The 19,377-nt window shown below is 54.1% G+C and carries 15 protein-coding genes and 1 pseudogene; 8 read left to right on the plus strand and 8 right to left on the minus strand.

The window, feature by feature from the left end:
• The first annotated feature begins 219 nt into the window (after nt 1-219).
• Nucleotides 220-372, plus strand: a complete 153-nt coding sequence (locus GRI69_RS16135; RefSeq protein ID WP_237453084.1) for a hypothetical protein — start codon at nt 220-222, stop codon at nt 370-372.
• Between the two features lie 466 nt (nt 373-838).
• Nucleotides 839-1,342 carry a hypothetical protein gene (locus GRI69_RS11720; protein ID WP_237453085.1) on the plus strand — a complete coding sequence of 168 codons (504 nt, stop codon included), beginning with the start codon at nt 839-841 and terminating at the stop codon, nt 1,340-1,342.
• A 138-nt stretch (nt 1,343-1,480) separates the two neighbouring features.
• Here the strand turns inward: GRI69_RS11720 and GRI69_RS11725 are convergent, their stop codons facing one another.
• Nucleotides 1,481-3,496 carry a PAS domain-containing hybrid sensor histidine kinase/response regulator gene (locus GRI69_RS11725; RefSeq protein ID WP_160728466.1) on the minus strand — a complete coding sequence of 672 codons (2,016 nt, stop codon included), beginning with the start codon at nt 3,494-3,496 and terminating at the stop codon, nt 1,481-1,483.
• Nucleotides 3,496-4,998, minus strand: a complete 1,503-nt coding sequence (locus GRI69_RS11730) for an ATPase domain-containing protein (protein WP_160728467.1) — start codon at nt 4,996-4,998, stop codon at nt 3,496-3,498. Before GRI69_RS11730 ends, GRI69_RS11725 begins: the two co-directional genes overlap by 1 nt.
• Nucleotides 4,999-5,712: 714 nt before the next feature.
• Between GRI69_RS11730 and GRI69_RS11735 the strand changes: the two genes are divergently transcribed.
• On the plus strand, nt 5,713-9,249 hold the full coding sequence (locus GRI69_RS11735) for an N-6 DNA methylase (RefSeq protein ID WP_160728468.1): 3,537 nt from the start codon (nt 5,713-5,715) through the stop codon (nt 9,247-9,249).
• Between the two features lie 45 nt (nt 9,250-9,294).
• Here the strand turns inward: GRI69_RS11735 and GRI69_RS11740 are convergent, their stop codons facing one another.
• Entirely contained in the window at nt 9,295-9,876 is a 582-nt protein-coding gene (locus GRI69_RS11740) for a recombinase family protein (RefSeq protein ID WP_160728469.1), read from the minus strand.
• Nucleotides 9,877-10,208: 332 nt separating this feature from the next.
• Between GRI69_RS11740 and GRI69_RS11745 the strand changes: the two genes are divergently transcribed.
• Genes GRI69_RS11745 through GRI69_RS11755 form a run of 3 tightly spaced genes read left to right on the plus strand, consistent with a single transcriptional unit; the run spans nt 10,209 to nt 12,979 of the window.
• Entirely contained in the window at nt 10,209-11,597 is a 1,389-nt protein-coding gene (locus GRI69_RS11745) for a GNAT family N-acetyltransferase (protein ID WP_160728470.1), read from the plus strand.
• A gap of 57 nt (nt 11,598-11,654) precedes the next feature.
• Nucleotides 11,655-12,386, plus strand: a complete 732-nt coding sequence (locus GRI69_RS11750; protein ID WP_160728471.1) for a PD-(D/E)XK nuclease family protein — start codon at nt 11,655-11,657, stop codon at nt 12,384-12,386.
• Complete coding sequence (locus GRI69_RS11755; protein WP_160728472.1) at nt 12,383-12,979, plus strand: hypothetical protein; 597 nt, start codon at nt 12,383-12,385, stop codon at nt 12,977-12,979. Before GRI69_RS11750 ends, GRI69_RS11755 begins: the two co-directional genes overlap by 4 nt.
• Before the next feature lie 51 nt (nt 12,980-13,030).
• Here GRI69_RS11755 and GRI69_RS11765 read toward each other — a convergent pair.
• Together GRI69_RS11765 and GRI69_RS15875 are read right to left on the minus strand one after the other, a co-directional pair.
• Nucleotides 13,031-13,954: pseudogene (locus GRI69_RS11765) on the minus strand (Kiwa anti-phage protein KwaB-like domain-containing protein).
• A gap of 8 nt (nt 13,955-13,962) precedes the next feature.
• The gene (locus GRI69_RS15875; protein ID WP_202391998.1) at nt 13,963-14,541 is read right to left on the minus strand and encodes a hypothetical protein; all 579 of its coding nucleotides are present in this window, start codon (nt 14,539-14,541) and stop codon (nt 13,963-13,965) included.
• A gap of 298 nt (nt 14,542-14,839) precedes the next feature.
• On the opposite strand from GRI69_RS15875, the gene GRI69_RS11775 reads away from it, so the two are divergent.
• Nucleotides 14,840-15,301 carry a hypothetical protein gene (locus tag GRI69_RS11775; RefSeq protein WP_160728475.1) on the plus strand — a complete coding sequence of 154 codons (462 nt, stop codon included), beginning with the start codon at nt 14,840-14,842 and terminating at the stop codon, nt 15,299-15,301.
• Between the two features lie 589 nt (nt 15,302-15,890).
• Here the strand turns inward: GRI69_RS11775 and GRI69_RS11780 are convergent.
• From GRI69_RS11780 to GRI69_RS11790, 3 genes are all read right to left on the minus strand, one after another.
• Complete coding sequence (locus GRI69_RS11780) at nt 15,891-16,310, minus strand: SRPBCC domain-containing protein (protein WP_160728476.1); 420 nt, start codon at nt 16,308-16,310, stop codon at nt 15,891-15,893.
• Nucleotides 16,311-17,209: 899 nt separating this feature from the next.
• Complete coding sequence (locus GRI69_RS11785) at nt 17,210-17,551, minus strand: DUF3768 domain-containing protein (RefSeq protein WP_337191072.1); 342 nt, start codon at nt 17,549-17,551, stop codon at nt 17,210-17,212.
• A gap of 5 nt (nt 17,552-17,556) precedes the next feature.
• Nucleotides 17,557-18,174: a hypothetical protein gene (locus tag GRI69_RS11790; protein WP_160728478.1), complete on the minus strand. Its 618-nt coding sequence runs from the start codon at nt 18,172-18,174 to the stop codon at nt 17,557-17,559.
• 550 nt (nt 18,175-18,724) lie between these two features.
• On the opposite strand from GRI69_RS11790, the gene GRI69_RS11795 reads away from it, so the two are divergent.
• Nucleotides 18,725-19,366, plus strand: coding sequence for a PilZ domain-containing protein (locus tag GRI69_RS11795; protein WP_160728479.1), 642 nt, complete (start codon nt 18,725-18,727; stop codon nt 19,364-19,366).
• Nucleotides 19,367-19,377 lie beyond the last annotated feature (11 nt).

Genomic DNA, 19,377 nt, shown 5'->3' on the forward strand with positions numbered 1-19,377 from the left:
CCCAAGCCTCATCGTCTACACATTGGACACTCGTAGACACGCTAACCTAGCCCTTCTCGGCATAACGTTTTTTCAAACTTCATGTGGCTCATTATTGGAGTGCTTACCTGCCGCAAAATTCCTGCAATGTAATCTACGCTCGTAAATTTCTAGCAGGGCACTGGCTTACGTGGTGGACAGAACCATCAGCAGATCAATGTTCGGCACAGAAAACTGCACGTGGAATTAGCAACCTATCGCTTCGTGGAAGGCTCTCTGATGATGCAGCTTTCTGCGCTGAGGCTCAAAGCCAGTGGATGGCGAGAGGTCTGCTTTCGTGTTGTTCTCAATAAAAGCGGAATTTCCGCTTCCGACGCCAAAGCGGTCATGTGAAACAGCCTCCCGCTTCCCGATACCTGCCGTCGAGTCAGCCTATTCGCTTCTGCCATTTTGGGGCCGGGAGCAGACTGTCCGGTTTACGTCGTCCAGGCTCACTAGCAGACCCAGTTAGCTGTAAGTGCGGACGGGCAAAGAGCTGCGACAGCTTATTCATGAACGCCCATATCAACCGCAGCGAGGAACTTGACGATATCGCTACCATAACCTTGTTTGACCGATTGCCGGACGGTCAGATGCCAAACCTTGGAATTGGTAGCGTATCGTACCACGCTGTAATCAACGAAAGCACAACTGGCCCTCGCGGTGATGGGAGTAAAGCCTGCATCTCACACGGTTCGTGACAAATTGTGCCGTTGATGATGCCCCCAAAAGTGATACGGCCGATAGCGGCCCCGGGCGGAAACGAAGTCGGACGAATAGACTTAGGGGAACGAGCTATTGCCGCTGACGTAGCCTAGACATGCTGCAATTTATCTCTTGCTATCGATGGTCGATAATTACTTTTTTGGTCACGCTGAGCGGTGGTTATGGTTCGCGTCAAGCCATCGGCAGTATTTACGGCGCAGCCGAAGCAGTGGATCTTCTCGAGGCGCTTTCCCGGGCTGGCCTGTATCTAGGTTCAGCCATTGCTACAGCGTCCGCGACGACAATCGCGCTAATGTTGACCTTGATCGGTCTCATCAAGCGAATGGACGAGGATTTCGATGAGCAAGCATATCGGAATGTAGAGCTTGTAGCGCGGCTATCAACCGTCACATTGCTCATCGCCCTCTTGCTGCTCATGGCATTCGCACTGCCAGTGGGTGAATTCAAGGAGATGCCGCAAAGCTGGTTCGAGAACCTTTACAACGCGTTATATTACAGCACTGTCGTTATGGTTGGGACAGCCGCTGCAACGGTGGTCCTAATCTATACAACGCTGTTGCAAGTGATGGCAAAAATCACGCCCGGTGACTCAATCTGAGGAAGTACCATTGAGGGCAGATATAGACCAAGGTGACTCCGTCGGTGGTGGCGAACATTCTGTTTTTTCGAAGCATTAAACTTCCGATACGATGGTGACCGAGGAAAAGAAGCTAAGAATGAGTGCATTTAGCAAACTCTAATTTCCTTTCGCCAGTACACCGCGCAGAGCTTCAGCGAGCATTTGCTCACTGAACGGCTTTTCCAACCGCGCGGCGATGTGGTTCTTTGCCCCATCGGGCATTTCGGCGTATCCGCTTGCCAAGATTATGGGAAGATCAGGGAATTGCTCATGAATCAAATGAGCAAGTTCAACTCCGGTCATTTTCGGCATCGCCTGATCGGTTATGACGAGATCGAGATCGTTGCGTTCGCTAAGGTGTTCGAGCGCTTGAGCACCAGAGCCGGCCTCGATCACCTCGTGTCCCATGTCTTCAAGCATTGCGACAGTGCCGAATAGAACTAGAGCATCATCATCAACCGCGAGAATGGTCAATTTTAGGTTGTCGAACGTGTCCCGGTCTTTATGGACTGCCTCTACATCAATCTCTCCGGACCCTTGCGCGACTGGTAGGAAAATATCCGCAGTCGTACCCTTGCCAACTTCGCTAGTAAGCTGAAAAAGACCATTCGATTGTGAAGCAAGTCCATGGACCATCGAAAGTCCCAGACCGGTCCCACGACCTACGCCTTTCGTGGTGAAAAACGGCTCGGCTGCTTTCGCTAATGTCTCAGCGTCCATTCCCGGCCCCGTATCCTCCACACGAATGCGGACATAAGTTCCCTCGGTCACGCCAGGTTTATCCAACAAGTCGACGCAATCGAGGCCGAGGGTCAATCTGCCAGCCCCTTCCATGGCGTCCCTGGAATTTACCGCAAGGTTAAGTATCGCCAACTCGAGCTGGTTCGCATCCACCATTGCATCCGCAACTTTGGGGGAGACAGAAAGTCTAAGATCGATCTGAGGTCCAATCGATCTCTCGATAAGGTCCCGCATCCCAGGAAGAAGCTTCGCGATGTCGACAGCTTTCGTATCGAGTTCCTGTTTGCGGGCGAACGCAAGCATTCGCTTCGTTAGGGTTGCCCCGCGTTCAGTCCCCGCCAACGCATTGTCGAGGAAGCTGAGGGCGCGATCGTCTCCTTCGGGAAGACGTCTTCGCAGCAATTCCAGGCTCGACTTGATCGCCATGAGAAGGTTGTTGAAATCGTGCGCGACCCCGCCGGTAAGCTGGCCTATTGTTTCGAGCTTCTGGCTTTGTCGCAGCGCTTCTTCAGCGGAGTCCCGCGCTTCTTCCGCCCGCTTGCGCTGAGTTACATCGACCACCGAAGACATAACTTTTGCAAGATTACCTTCGTTATCTCGCGTTACACGCGCTGAAATGAGTACTTCGGCGCGGTCTCCACCGTTCTTCAGGACAGTGTAGGGCAAATCATGGACAACGCTATTTTTCGAGAGTTGGGCCCTGTAGGGGCCGTTATGATCATCTAGACATTCTTCAGCAATGAAATCCGTTGCAGGTCGCCCGACAACCTGGCGCGCGTCAGCGAAACCCATAAAAGATAGCCAGCGATCACTGACGGTCACAATTTTCTCATCGCGATCGAGGGAATGCAGGGCCACGGGAGTCTTTTGATAGAGGTCTGCCAATTCCTGTGTGCGCTCAGCCACCATGCCTTCCAACACATCGTGCGAGGCCGCTAGTTTTTGCTCGCTTTCCTGCAGTTCCTCCATCCGCGAGCGGGCTTCGAACTGACGTTGACGAGCTTTAAGGGCGGAATGTACGGCTCGGACGATGTCGTCCTTGTGCATCGGTCGGGCTAGCAAGATAACATTACCTAACGCATCAATTCGTCGCGCCTCGGCAGAATTGCGGGCGCTCTTCATGCCGTTGGTAAGTACGATGATAGGCACATCCGACCATGCAGGCTGGGCACGAAGCGCTTGGTGAAGTACTTCCTGGTCAGGGCCAGCGATGGCCTCTTCGGCAATCAAGATCGCCCCGACAAAATTTTTTATGAAGTGTGCTAGTTCATTCAGGTTTTGAACGATGTGCGTCTGAATGCCCTGCTGATTAAGAAGATCGGATGCGACGGCTGCATCCCTGCCCCGAGGAGCAAGTATCGTTACCGAAGAACCGTATTTCGAACCCGGCATCAGATACCTTCCAGGAGGTTCCCATTGCCGTTGGAATATCGAGGATTGCCACTCAGAATGCGCTCGAACTTCGTTAGCGGCTGACCGATTTTGATGCCGGAGCTATCAATGTTGAATTCTCTGATCGTCCGCTCGTGATCAGAAGTTCTGGTCTTGATAACCGCCATCGATTTCCTGACCGTCCCTTCGGCTTCGAAGTACCGAAGCAGCATAACCGTATCAGCGAGATAGCTGATATCCACGTCGGATCTAAGTTCGCCCGTTACTCCGTGTTGCCCGAGGATCATGAGCGATACGATCCCTTGCTGGCTGAGATAGCTGAGCAATTCGTGCATTTGCAGCACAAGGAAATTGTCGCTCGGCATGGCGTGCAAATAGGCATTCAGACTATCTATGACGATCAGCCTAATGCCGTCCTCCTCAACTGCGGATTGGACAGTTCCGGCAAATTCGCCGGGCGACAGCTCGGCTGGGTCAATCTGCCGTAAGTCGAGCTGGCCACTTTCGATATAGTGAGCAAGATCCATATCGAGTGCGGCACACCGGGTAAGCAATGTCGCGATGCGCTCGTCGAAAAGATAGTAGGCTGCCTTCTCTCCACGCTCCAGGGCTGAAACCAGACAACGCACTGCTGTTGTTGTCTTCCCCACGCCCGCCGGCCCCGAAATGAGTGTATTTGTACCGGGCGTGAGGCCGCCACCCAACAATGCATCAAGTTCTGCGAGTCCTGTTGAAACAGCGGACGCGTCGAAAGATCGATGATGTTCCGAGGCAATCAGGCGCGGATAGACACGCAGTCCTCCCTGCTCGATAGTGAAATCATGATACCCACCTCGATATTTCAGGCCCCGCAATTTAATCACTCGCAGGCGGCGTCGTTCAGACCCGAAGTCACTCGCGCTGTGCTCAAGCGATATTACCCCATGCGCGATACTGTGTAGTTGCAGATCATTGGGTTCCGCAGTGCGGTCATCGAGAATCAGCACGGTGCAATTTCGTTTGGCGAAGAAGTGCTTCAAGGCAAGGATCTGCCTCCGATAGCGCAGCGGATTTTGTGCCAGGAGCCGTAATTCCGAAAGGCTGTCGAGAACAACTCTAGACGGGTTTGCCGTCTCAACTTTACTGATGATGCCGCGAACTGTCTCTCCGAGCTCAACTTCACTGGGATGGAGTAGAGTTTGCTCGTTATCGCTCGCGAAACCGTCTTCTTCAACAAGCTCATACAATTCGATGCCATCAAGCGACCAGCCATGAGATGCAGCTGCCGCGACCAGCTCCTCTGAGGTCTCCGAAAGAGTAATATATAGGCCACTTTCAACCGCATCACGTCCGGCAAGCAAGAAGTTCAAAGCTAAGGTGGTTTTCCCGGCCCCTGGAGTGCCCTCCACAAGATATAGCCGCTCTGCCGGCAGCCCGCCCATGAGAATGTGATCCAGCCCAGCGATACCAGTTGGAAGTGCGTTGGGCACCTTGCCCCGATTTTCGTTTCTCAAATTGCTCATCTATCTCGATTGTAGCTTTGGCATCAAACCGCTGATCAGGCCATTTGTTTCCGTAAGAGCATTTCGAGCGGATATGGTTTGCTTGGCGATAGCAATAAGGGAAATGTCCGCTTACGGGCAATTGGCTTGCAGTTGCTAATGACCGTTATGGGGGCGCGTTGCTGCCGGAGTTTGGTACTCGCCTCGACGGCAGCTATCGCGGCTTAACCTCCTAAAAGCGGAACGGAAGCTTCCCACCCCGTTCTTGTCGTATGGTTGGCGCGTGGTCTGTGCCGAAAGCAGACCGTCCGCTACCGACGCCTGCGTGGGCGGTTCCCCATTGGCAAAGGATATTTGGCCTGAGGTGGCTTGTTGAGGCGTCTGAAGGTTCAGTCTCACACGCTGAGGCTCGAAAATGGATTGTTGGCGTAGACGGAGGGAGCAAAAGTGGCCAAATCAATCAGTTACTTATGCGTCGAATGAGGCGAGAGCCACTTTCTCTGCCATAACTTTCGCAGCGGTCTGCTACGAACTGGTGTGGATTTTTGGCCAGTGCGAAGTTTCCCCTAATGGTGTCAAACGAGACTGTTGGAGGTTCACAGGGCTCGCAGCTGACAGTCACTCGGCGGCTTATGCACGGTTGCGGCTAAATGCCTGCTAACGCATCGCGAAAACTGAACTTAGAGGATAGGCAGATGCATCGTGTTCCGATCAACAAGTCCCGAGACTGAATACATGGCAAAGACCCCTCAAGCCCGCTTCGTCGATGCTAGAGACAAGATCCTGACGACAGCCAAGGGGCAGGAAGCTGCCATGTATGCCCCTCTGCATACCCTCTTTGTTGAAGTTCTAGGATACCCATCAAAGGATGTGGACATTGATATTGCTGGCAAGCGCGGTCGGCCTGACCTGACCGTGTTTGCGCCGGGTGCCGTCGACAATGCGAAAGTCTCTTGGATTGTCTTAGAGGCTAAAGACGCACATGGTGTTTGTCTAAAGGAGGGCCGCCGCGCAACGCTCTTTGCGGAAAAGAGCAAATACATCACCGCTGACACAGCTTGGTTTGTCATGGTCGATCCGACTACCATCGTCGCTCGACCTGCAGATAAGGGTGAAAACGCAGCGTCGGATATCGTTCTCGACCTTGCCAGTCTCACGTATGACGAATTCCTAGATCGCTTCGCTGCATTGAAAGCCGAAGTAGCGGGAGTGCCGCAACGCCTCGCCCGTTTCAGGGAAGGCGACTTGAGCCTGATCGACACGGACGCGCTCTCTGGCAGCGGCGACACGCTGGCGGAAAGCATTGCCCGCAATGCTTTTTATGATGGGCTTGAAGATACCACTCGTCAGCTACAGGCGGCAACGTTATCGGCGCTGACAGCAATCCGTGCCAAACGAAACGACCTTAAAACCGAGGTGGACGCGTTCTCTGAACAATTCCACGGCCATGTCTTCAAGCCATATCCGGTCTCGGTCGAGGGCCATCCTAAAGGCCGTGAAGAAACCATCGAACACGGGCGAGCAGTTCATACGCTAAACCGAACGCTAGCGGCCAATCCCGCACTCTCAAGGCTAACGCTGTCGGCTCTTCCCGCATTTGCTGAGCGAACTGGAATTGACCCGGATAAGGAAGCGGACAAGCTGGATAGGTTTTTCGCTACGGAAACCGCGAACCTTATCCTGGCTCGCATATTGTTGATCCGCTTCTTAGAGGGACATTCGTTCTTCGACCTGACGACCCCCGACGGCACGCAAATGCGCCGTTATCTCTGCAACGGCGGCGTGGCTGCCTTCCAGGGGATGAGGGATTACTTCGACGCTCACTACACCCGCTTGCTGGAAGACGCCTACCGTCAAGGTGCTCAAGTCTATGCCGCCGCGTTCCGGGAGACCGAACACGACTGGGTTCTCGATCTATCCGATGATACGCTCTCCCGCACTATCGAATGGGCCATGTTCCGCTTCGCCCGTTTCGATTTCACCACTATACGCGGCGACATCCTAACTGGTATATACGACCGCTTCCTCGATCCTGCGCAGCGTAAAGCACTGGGTGAGTATTACTCACCACCGTCAATTGCGCGCTATATGCTGGATCGCCTCGACCTTGCGCCGGAGGACACAATCCTTGATCCAGCGTGCGGCTCCGGCACTTTTCTCATCGAGCGTTATCAGCAAGCGGTCGGCGAAGATGCCGACAGGGGCTTGGCTACCTATTCCGATGCCTGCGCCGTAATTGAGCGCACGGCCGGAAACGATCTAAATCCTTTTTCGGCCGTGCTTACCCAGATCCAGTTACTGTTCCACCTTTTGTCCTTTGGACCGCAAGTTCGCAGTGAAGGTTTCCCGGCAATCCGTATAGCTGAACGCGCCAACAGCCTCGTGCCTACCAGCCTACGGGACCAAAGCACCACGCGATGGGGTGATATCGATGTGCCGGGCTATTCTGCTGTCGTTGGTAACCCCCCTTATTTGCGCCCTGAACGCGGCCAGCCGCTGGATGACGCTGCCCAAGCACATTTCGAGCAACCCATCACTGTTGGTGGCATAACCCACGATGGCATTTCGACGGGTCGGGATGCTTATAATCTATTCATCTATCGCGCCCTACACGATTGGCTCGAACCCGCTGCAGGATCGTCGGCGGGCGACGAGGAGGGCGCGCCTGAGAGCCGACCCGGAAAGCTCGCCTTCATTATTCCGCTTGGATTTTGTGCTGCCGAGAAGTCTGCCGATCTACGCCGCCTTTTTGCCCCTGGCGGGCGCTGGACCATCACTGAGATTGTAGACATGGAGCTGATCTGGCGCCACGTTTTCGATGCTCGGGTCTTGCCGATGATTTTGTTTGCCGAAGCGCGCCCCCCCAAAGAGACCGACACCGTCTGCGTCCGCCACGCGGATGATACTTCCGTAATTCCATCCACCGCAGGTCGAAAAACACGGCCTAGCTTTGATCTAAGTATTTCGCCAGAAACGCATATTGCATACGCAGATCTCTTTACTCCTGAGGGCCGTATCGCAACCCGCACGACGGCAGAGCGTGCACCAATCATTTCTAAATTAAGATCATTGTCACCTCTGTCAGAGGCCGCAAAGCAATACTGGACGAGGCGAAAAGGCGGTTTTCAAGCAGTCGATATCCAGCCCACAGGCATCGGGGAGGCGCAATGGACCGCAGGTCGCATGATAAGCGACGGAGTGGCTAGGCGCGGCACCGGAAGTGAGAACAACCCTGATGGCGTTGATATTTACAAGGGCGAGAACATCCGAACCGCTGGTCTCGTTGGGGCACCTGTTTTCCGAGGTTTGGATGCTGAGAATCTTTCAACGCCGTCGTTTTGGCGAGAGGGATTGCGGGAGTTATTATCTAGCCGTGTGTGGTGTTTGCCCATTCTGGAGCAGATTCCTGTTGCAGCGCCGCTTGATCCGAAGACCCAAGCTGTGACGAATACCGCCACTGTCTTTGTGCCACGCCCTGATCTTGAGAAGTTCCCATTCGACTTGCTGTTGACCTCTCGTCTTTACGGGTGGGTCACCTTGCTGTCGCTCCGCGCGTCATATCAAGATATGCTTCGCAGCCACCTGTATCCGAGCCTAATTGGCAGTCTACCTTGGTCAGAGGATGTCGCAGCCGTAGAAGATGATCTGGAAGCTTTGCGTGCACCTTTCCTCGATGCCTGTCGCGCTCGGTTTGAGGCGGGTCGAGAACTCGAACGGCAAGCCGCCGCTTTAGCGCTTGTTCCTCTTAAAAAGGCATTCAAAGCCAACGCTGCGAAATCGGACAAGCTCGTGGCCTCGGCTGCTTTCGATGACGGGGAGCCAGCCCTCGTCGCCCTCCAGCCGGAAGACCCTGACGATCCATTGACCGTCACGTTCTCGGAGAACGGCCATGCTCTGGCCATGCCGAACGAACTTCTCGCAAAGCGGCTTCGCTTAGGACTGGCTTTAGCCCAGGCAAAAGGTAGTGAGATAACTAAAGGAACCCTGCCTGAGATTCCTGTTCCGGAAGACGCCTCAGCCGAGACGGCGCTTTCAGAACTGCTTGCGAGGCTCGATCCTATTGCAGTCGAAAGTGAAGTTCAGGCCCGCGTGGACGAGATCGATCAAGTAGTCGGTCTCGCATTGGGTCTGACCGTCGATGAGATCGCCTTTATAGAGGCGGACATGCGCGAAGATCCATTTCTCAGCCGCGTTCGCCCGCGTTATCCTTATTTTACTCCAGCACAGCGTGGAAGGCGCACCTCCTTGGAGCAAAGTTCACGATACGGATAAGCGTTCGTGATCTTGAAGGTTGAATAGAATTGTTGTCGTGGAGCCTCATTCTCTGTGTCGATTTTCTGCGCGTTGGATTGCAGAGCGACTAACTCCCATTCTCCTAGCGACAATTGTCAGCGAGTGCCCTGCCTTGCGCAATGCGATTACTTCTTCTTCCTTTTGATCATCCAGCGCGCGCGGTCGCCCAAGCTTTTTTCCCTCTGCCTTTGCACGTCGCAATCCAGCTTGAGTTCGCTCGATAAGAAGGTCTCGTTCAAACTCCGCAACGGCGTTAATGACGGACATAGTCATTTTGCCTGCTGCACTGGTCAGGTCGACACCGCCAAGTGCGAGGCAATGAACGCGCACATTTTCTTCAGACAGCCGCTCGACAGTCGTTCGAACATCCATGGCGTTGCGGCCCAAGCGGTCGAGCTTCGTGACAATCAGCACGTCGTCCCAATCTAGACGATCAACCATTCTGGCGAACTCTGGTCGTTCCATTGCTGGCACCGACCCCGAAACCGTTTCGCAATAGGTTCGGCGCGGTTCGACATTGAAGCCAGCAGCCTCAATTTCAGCAATCTGGTTGTCGGTAGTCTGGTCGCTTGTGCTCACTCGGCAATACGCAAATGTTCGTGACATGGTTCATCTCCACTAGCTCGAAGTCGTGTCACGAAATTAGTAATGGTCGAAAGTGCGTTAGCCTATATTTGGAGGCAATATCAGGAGCTTACGCGGGGAGGCGCGAAAACGCTCCTTTTCGATAGGAGGATGTCTCACGCTCGTGGGATCGTTTTATCGGTTGTAGTTCAATCGTTGGGTGCAAGTCACTTGAGCGCCCGCGTGTCACTTGAATCTCGATCGCGCAGCCACTAAGGTTCGATCAGCTCGAATTGAGGTGCGTTCAGTAGTCACTTCAAGCCCCGATCCTCATTGAGGCTCGGCCTAGCTTTCCAAAGATCACGGAGGTTAGGATGGCCGAAGCTTACTCATGCATCACTTATGCTCGCAGCCGTCCAGAAGAGCGCAGGGCAGACGCATACGCGCAAGATCAACAAGATGCCGCTGAGAAGGTGTTGTCGCGGAGCTATCGTATCCTTGGGCGCTTCGGTGACACAGAGTTTGCTGATCCTTTCTCTGGCTGGCTAGAGCCACGACCGGGATGGAAAATGGCTTGCGCTGAGGCGCAACAGATAGCCCGCGAAGATGGGGCCTGCGACCTCGTCATTCTCACCGCGAATGGAATTGGCACGGGCGATCCGTACCTGCCAGGGACCCATCTAACTGAGGATCTCGAAAATGTGCGGATACAGGTGTGCTGTTCCGAGCGCGCGGGACATTATCAATTAGTATCTCTCCACGATGCTCACGCTCGGTTTCAAGGACAAAATGAGCGCGAGAGAACCCGGCATTCAGGGGTGCCAATCCGGCTGCCAAGCAACCACCCAAAAGGGGAATTATTCTTCCAGCCTGACCATCGTCGAAAGCAGTTGACGGCCTACTACTGCAATCCCGGCCACACGCCACTCGAACTGCGGTGGCAGACATTTACCCGCCGCTTGGCGACTGATGACCATTGGTCGGACCCACAATGTTGGACCGACTTTCGGGTGCCGCCCAATAGCGCCGCATATCTTCACTCTTTTTTCCAAGGGGAACCTGAAGGCGAAGCCCATTGGTGGCGCTTTAAGTCAGGCAAGGATCGAGAGATCGCAGTCGGCAATATCTTAATTGCACCGTCTGCCCTGACGCCTGGTTTTAGGGCTCTACGTTGTTACAGGTATGAGCCGATTGCCTTACGCCGAACGGATTTCCAATGGCAGAGTAAGCCAAGCCTAAGGACGCAGCGGCTCCGGATGAGAAATTGGAGTCCGGCCGATGCTGCGAAGTATGCAAGGCTCTGCAATACAGAGGAGGTAATGCGCTTCTTGGGGGGAGTTCAATCTGAGGCGGAAATAGCGGCGGACATCGATTATTTCTCCGAGTTAGGAAAGATCGGTCTGACTTACTGGGTCGTGGAGCGCATGGACGATGATGCGTTTCTGGGTTTTTGCGGGGCCATTATCGTAGAAGAGGAAGACTCCCCGATTCAGGGCGCTGTCGAAATCGGGTGGCGACTCAGTAGCGACGTTTGGGGCCACGGCTATGCCTACGAGGCAGCGGCGGAAGTACTGCGGTGCTTGTTCGAAGAGATGCAGGTGAAAGCCGTCGTCGCTCGAATTGATCGCCAAAATCAAGCAAGCCAGAGAGTGGCCGAACGCCTCGGGATGACAATAAATGACAACCTCCAACACGCGGGTGAAGGCGAGCAAGTGCTAGACGTTTTTTCGATTAACGAATGTGCCTATTGGCGCACCAAATAATAACTGTTGTCGTGGAATAGGCGCACAGACAGACCGAAACCCCAAGGAGAGTGAGGCTTGACGACTGAGCACCTTAACCTCGCCCGATTGCCGCGAAGATATCGCCCCGCACCCCTGAAAGTTTGGAGTGAACACCTACAAGACGACACTCAGAAAGCTGTAAGGCGGCTTGTTACCAAGCTCGCTTCTGTTCGTCCTGCACCAGGAAAGCACCTAGCCGCGCTCAAGGAGTGGTTTGGCATCACGGACGAACATCATTGTTTTATTCAGAGGGTCGAACCGTGGCTTGCTCTTACCGAAACCCAAGCAATGGCTGGGCTGCAGCATTTTCTCGAGAAGCATGGGGAGCCTGCCATTCTCGCCTTCTTGCGGGCTGCCGCCCCAGGACAATGGCCGGACAAATTCGATGACTGTGCGGCTGAGATCGAAGTGGTCATTCCGAGCAAGGGTAGCCGGATCGACATGATCGTATCAGGCCAAGAAGGTGATAGGTATATTGGCGTTGTGATTGAGGCAAAGCTCGGCGCGGCGCTAACGAACAATCCGCTATCCGACTACAGAGCCTTCGCCAAAAGGCGTGGTCTTATCTCCGGCGTTGGTCCGACACGCCTTCTCATCCTCGATATTGGCCACTGCCGCGAGACAGAGAAGCGGTTAAAGCGAAATGATAATTGGTCATTACTTTCGTGGCATGTCCTACTTGTCCGGCTAGAAAAAGAGCTACCACGAAGCGGCATCTTGGATCGTGACTTCGCCGCCCTTCGCCATCATATTTGGAGACGCCTGTGAATACCCAGTTTCTGGACAGCCTACCCGAAAGCGTCACACATTATCTTTCTGATTCAGCGATCGAGAGTTCTGTCGATCATCTGACAGAAATCAAGAAGGACGGACTGCCTGCGGGTCTGGAGAATTGGAGGGAATACGGCGATTTTCTTGCTGCTCGTGCTGCGGCTCATCTGACAAGGGCGGAATATCCCATCGCGCTCTGGTTATTCTGGAGGCACGTCTGGGAAAGCGAAATTCCTGAGCAATGGAAGGTGCATTCCCCAGACTACCTCGGCGACGATATGGTTGGCCCTCTGACATGTTGGGAGGATGAAAACCTCGTGCTGCAGAGCGACTGCGGGGAACTCGAACTTTACACTCTAGTCGGCATTAACAGCTCATCGACAACCGTAGGATTTGCAGTCGAAAATGACGCCGGCTCTTTAATCAGTGGGCCCAAAGGGCGCTTCGAGTGGAGGAAGGATCAGGAGTTCGACGGGTACTTGATAAAGATTTGGGACGTCTCGATAACAGCACCTGAGTTTCCTTGGTCTGAAGTATATGCGGTTAGAGACGAGGCGCTTAAAATTGTTGAAGGTTTTTGCTCTAAATGAGCTAAGCTCTTCTATCTTTAGCCAACGCCGCCAACGGTCGGACCCTTTGACTCAAGCAACCTTCGTTGCATCGGGAACGTCGTAAACGTTTTCAGAGAATGCCGAGGCCAGGCGGTGATCGAGAAGTGCCGTTATGACATCGCGACAGTTATCCGGTGTGCAGACAATCAATCCATTCTGATCAAACTGCAAAGACAGACCATGAGCAGCGTGGTGCTGCCTTAGCCTCGAGATAAAAGTCTGATCCTTATAATGTCCCTTCTGACGGATAGAACACATTCGACGCAAGTGGATCTTATTGCTTCCAACGAAGGTGGTGAGAGGAGTTAAGTTAGCAAATATTTGAATGAACTCATTCTCCATTTGTAAATCTTAAAACTCATTCGCATGAGCCTGGCGATAATTCAGGACCGACTCAAAGTTTGCTTTGTGTGGGATGATTATGCGGTCGTCAGCGATGAAAAAGTCCACGTACTTCGACAGCGAGAACCTTGGGGCGTCATCCAGCTCGAGAGCGCTATCCCGGAATCCTATGTCGATCAGACCTTTCCTCTGCTTGGTCTTCCACGAGGCATCTGTCTTTCTGACGGCGTGAAGAACGCTCCCGTTATGAGTAAGTCGGACTACGAAAAAGCTCGTATTTACGATTTCCTTCTCATTCTTGACCTTTTTCTGCGGCACCGGATTCGCGGTTTGACCGACGATTAGCCCAGCGTGGGTCTCGGCGGTATCTATGAGAAGGGCACTTCCTTCGTTGTTCTGGGCGAGCAACCCATATTCCTGGACTTCCTCGATATCCGCCCGAGCGTCATCGATCGCAGATTTTAGTGCGGCATCCAGGTCGTCCTCGGTAGTTATCCAACGGCCGGTGTATGTCGGTGCCGTCCCCGCGGCACCACCCGACTTTTTGAACAGCCAAACCGTGAGGCCGGCATCTTGGATGTCAAAGTTGATAAGAGCTGCTGGGATCGCCATTACTGTTCCTACGGTTTGATAATCTGTATGTCCTGAACGGGCCACTGGCGGTAGTTCCCGGGCGTCAAGTATCCTTTCACAAGTGCGCGCCCCTTGTGCACGTCACTGCTGCCCGCAAAGCTGTAGGTAACGTTGTAGAGTCTCCAGCCCAGTGCGATTAGGATTGGGTTGAGCAACACCTGACCTGATTTATTAGTGATCCAAAACATCCAAGCCAAGAAAACGCAGAAACCAACAAATTTATCTGTGTCTTGATAATCGATCCCCATGAAGGACACTACGTAAGGGAGCGTATAGTTCATGAGATCGGTTGGCACGTATTCCGCTTCACGAACCGTGATGTCCTGCCGCGTACGGACAAGAGCGAGCGCGAGGACCGTGAGAAAGAAGCAAACGAGCGTCACGGCAAGAAAGCCTATTGCATAGCCCGCGTCTAGTAGTGGAACCTTGCACTGCGCTTCATCCAGCGGCCAGCAAAAACTTCGGCCCAGCGCTGGATAGTCAATGTTCTGTGAAAACAGAATGACGGCAAGGGGAAGATACGATCCGAGAAAAACCGTGATCGCCGTCAATATTCTTAACTGCATTGATCCCCCCGACCCAACTAGGCCGTTTTAGGGCGCGTATTCCAATACGCAAGCAGAAGGCATAGGAATAACTTACGAACCTCATCCCGGCAAATGTTGGCGTCTTCCGTCACGATGCCCTGAGCTTGTCCGATCACTTGGTCAGCAACCGCTTGCCGCACGTTCTCGTCTAGCTCGCTTCTTGCGTGATCCAGCTATGCGCGGTCATCTGCCGCGCGGGTGACTGCCGGTCATGCCAGTGATTTGCATTTTCCAGTCATCTGTCGATACTTATCAAGCGACTTGGGGGTTCTGACAGATGATCAAGGTGAAGGGTTGTATCGGCCTCGTGGTGGTGGGCGTGGTTGGTTTAGGCGGATGCAGTTCGGAGGAAGCAGCCACCGGCGCGGTCGATCAGCCTATTCCTTCAAACTCTATTGCATTGAACTGCGCTCATCAGGAGGGCTCAACGCAATACGTGATTACGCCGGGGGAACAGCAGATTTCTGAGTGGCGACCGATTGAACGAGAACTCAAGCCACTCTGCGATGGGGATCACGTATGTAACTTTCAACAAGATGAATACATCTATGGGGTCAGCACGGATCATGATCGATATTTCGGCACTTTTGATATGAGCGTTGTTTTCGACCGACGTGGGGGTACGTTTCATCATCGACTGTCTTCTGGATCGAGTGCGGCCCTTGCAGGAACAATCATGGACCTTTCGGGCACGTGTTCGAAAATTGAAACCCTTCCTTTGGAAGAGCTCAAATTTTAATATGCCGGTGCCCGCATCAGGAGCGAGCATGAACATGTCAAAGGCATAGCCACCTAACGATCAATTTCCTACTCGGAACAAATGTGGAACATATCCGATCTTGATTCGGAGTTTGTCATGATCGTATTGGATGCCCCCATGGTAGCTGCCTTCGCAGCCCTTCTTACTGCCTGCTCAGCGCTTGTCTGGTCGTTGAGACGTAAGCCGTGAGCAGCAAACGGCTAGATGATGTCGGCGACTTTCGGCGGCACGGATACAACCTGCGCGTCGATTGTCGGACTTGTAACCGGGTCGCAGTTCTCGATCCAACGCGGTTGGTGCTGCTTTGCAACCAGAATGGCTGGTCCCGGCAAATGGCTTCTGTCGAAGCAATGTTGCGATGCTCTAAATGCGGTTCGAAGGACGTGCGATGTGGTCCCGGCTTTGCCGCCAATTGGAATGGATAGCGATCTATGAGTTCCGTCACTTACAAGAGAATGCGCTAGTCTCCACTAAGGTCTTGTCGGCAGCAACGCTACTTTTGGGAAAGGCAGCTTTCAGGATTGATCGCAGGTTTCTCGAACGGCCGGCTTGGGGTGGTTAACGGACATTACGTGCTTTCGACATAGCGCCGAAAGTTGTCCAAGATTGACTGCCAACCAGACTGCTGCATTTCGACAGGTGCCTCGCTATCAGCGTCAAAAATCGTGCGCACAGTTGTCCTTGCGCCAGCGGCTTCGAAAGTCGTTCGTGATCTTCGGCCATCTTCTAGGATGAGAGTAAGAGCATGTGGGGCATCGACCTCTTCGTATTTGCCATTAAAGTCGAAGCCGACTGAGCCATCCTTGGCTTCCATGCGGGCGCTGTGATTGCCGCCTACCTTCAAATCGACTTTCGCGGTTGGACAGCACCAATCATCGGACGCGAAGTTCCATTTAGGAATTGCATCAGCGGAGGTATAAGCTTTCCATGCCTTATCTTGAGGAGCCTCAACGGTTGTTGAGACTTCGAGTTTTTGGTTATCCGGCATAGTTCCTAACCTCCTTTGATCGTGGGAATTCGTCGCTCTAATCCGCAAGGGAAGAGTCCGCCATGGCGTCGTAAGCGGAATGTCCGGTTTTAACACAAAAAGGCTAGAAAGCAGCCTGTCCGGTGTTGGTGTGATTTTCAACAGCCGCGAACGACCGATTTGGGGTGGGAAGCGGACCCGGCTAAACCGCGAATGCCGCGTTCTTTGATGAGTTATGCTCGGCTTCGGAAACATCAGAGAGATACTACGTTTAAAGCCCAATGAAAGCTTATCTTTTCAGTTTATTAGCGCTTCTCACTGCTTGCTCCAATGAGGCTTCCAATAATGAAGTGCGCAATCAACAAACTACAAGAGAGACGTTACGAAATCCCGCGGCGTTGGTTCTGCCCGGATCGGAAGAGGACCGCCCTTCCAAGCCAACAAGTGCGCTTGACGAACAAAGTCGACAAGCCGCGCGGCAAACATTGCAGCGCTACTTTGCATTAGTCCTTGCAGGTCAAAGCGTTGATGCTGCCAAGCTATGGAAGGACGGCAGCCGCGGTGCGGTTTTTACTGCACGACTACAGCGGCTTGGCGAATTCCAGCCTAATATTGCGGCAGCACAACCCGGTAACAGCGCCAACGGTTCCGTTCACGTCGACATTTCGCTCCAACTCCTGAGAGAGACTTCCTCGGGCCTAGCCTCCCTCTCAGACGGAACCGCCGTTCTACGGCGAGCAAAGCGGGATCTAGGCGCTTCCTCCGAACCAAATTCGTGGCTAATCGATCACATAGGCCTACAGCCGCCGCCCGTTCCATTGCCTAATTAATGCCTGCTATGGCGTCAGAAGCGGAATGTCTGCTGTTGGTCTTGCAACCATCAGAAGCGGACGCTCCACTGGTAGCCCATTCCCGTCCGCCTACCATTCGCTTGTCAACATAACGGTGAGAACGCGCTTGGTCTTTGCGGGATCGGCGGGGTCATCTGATCCATACCGCAGGTCGGACGAATAGTAGTCCAGCTTCCAAAATAGATTCTCGCCCCACAGTTTGAGATCACCGAAGTCCCGTTCGCCGTGCGGGTCGTTATCAGGATCGAACGCGTCATAGGCTGCAAGTGCCTCTGCCAGCTCTGGTGAGTTGAAGCCTGTGATGGCGAGGACGCCCTGCGTAACCATGATCGTGCCACCGGTCCCGGTCTTGCGGACTTGGTCATTGAGACGAGCGATGGCTTCCGCGCGAGGCACAGCGAGTTCCGCCACGGCGCTCATCCTCGCACCAGCTTGAGCAGTAGGTCGATCTCAGGCTTGGCAGCGATGCCGAGTTCTGTTGCTTCTCGGACTGGGGCCATGGCATCTTGGAAGTCATCGGTCGGCAGCGCCTTGGCCAGCAGGTCAGCGTCGATGACGATGGGCAGGTAGACTCGCTTGTTGGCGGTATCGATCTTGAACCCCTTCTTGCGGAGTTTCGATGTCAGACCCTGATCGCCTTCCAGCTTGGCAAAGTATCCGGCGAGACCATCCCGGAACATAAGTTCGAGGTTCAGTTCAGTAGGACCCGCACCAACGGCGGCGGCAAGCCAAGAGTGCTCCTGCTCGTCGCGCGAGAACTCGACGATTTCCAGCCAGGCATCGCCCCGGCCGATGCGTTTGGTGGGCTTCCACTCCGGATGCGACAGATAGGCGCTCCAAGCGGTGTTCTCGACAACGAACGGTTCGGGTGCCGCAGCCTTCATTGAGATCATGATCATGCGCATCAGCCAGTCACTCAGGTGGCCGTCCGCAAGCCGGTAATCCTGCTCAAGCTGAGCGATGTTCTTGACGATCCGGGCTGCGATGGCGGGGTCTTTCGCCATGGCCAAGTTACTCTGCTCTGCGGTGGACATATCCACGCTCCTTTCACTTCGATGATGTCGGAATGACGGTTGGCAACACTGTGTCTGCCGCCGAATACGGCCGACCAATGCTGCCGAATCGAAGTTTACTGGGGTGGTGTGCGGTGATCCATATTCGGAGCTGCATTGAGAGGACCCATTCGGACGGAGTGCGCTATCGGCCCACATGAGAATCGTCGTAATCTTGGTGTAATCGCGCAAGGAATTTAGCGGGCGTTATAGGAATGTTACGGTAAGCCGAGCAGTCCGAAAATTGGCGATATGACAAGGATTTGCTAGTCGTTAGGAACCTGGCGGAACCCATTTTTTCGTGACTTAAAATCCCCTGAGCTTTGCTCGTGTGGGTTCGAGTCCCACCACCCGCACCAGATTTCTGCACCGGACGACGTTGGGTTCTGACCACGGTCCCATCCCGGCTTAAGCATTCGCCTTATCTTCGTATTAACCCGTACTCCCCCAGAAAAGTCGCCTACAGGACCGCTGGTCCATAACGGCCACCGATAGGGCGCCTGCGTCCTCAGCTTCGGGAGCATGGCGTACGATGGGTTCTCTATCCGGTATTGGGATTGCTGCCGCGGCGGCGCCGGAGGTTGCGGAGCAGCGTGCTGCCCCGCGCTACACTTCGCTCATCAGATCCGCGAAGCTTGTGTGCGGGCAGGGCGAGTTCATTTGCGTCATCCGCGATGTTTCGGCGGTCGGCATATCGCTGCGCACCTTCCACGCTCTTCCTGCGGATACCGCGATCTCTCTCGAATTGCAGAACGGCGAAACCTACGAGATCACGGAGACGCGCCGCGAGGGCTGCGAGGCAAGCTATCGCTTCGACCGACCGGTTGCAGTGGAGCGGCTCATCCGGGAATCCTGGAATTTTCCCAAGCGCCAGATGCGCCTCAACATAGCCCTTCCGTTCACCCTGTCCTCGCTCACCGAAAGCGGAAAGGCCGTGTCCTCGAACCTGTCGCAGCAAGGCGCCCAAGTAGAATGCGACGCAGTTTTCGCGATCGATCAGACCTTGCGCGTGACCGGGAACTATTTTCCCGAAACGCGTGCCAAGGTCCGATGGCGGAAGGAAGCGAATTACGGGCTGGTTTTCGAAAACACCTTCTCCTTGCGGGAATTCGCCCTGATGGCGGCGGCGGTGCAGTGCCCGGCCATGCTCCAGGATAGCGCGAACCTGTCTTGAAGCCCGTTGGG

It is taken from the genome of Qipengyuania vulgaris (assembly GCF_009827325.1).
GTDB classification, from domain to species: domain Bacteria; phylum Pseudomonadota; class Alphaproteobacteria; order Sphingomonadales; family Sphingomonadaceae; genus Qipengyuania; species Qipengyuania vulgaris.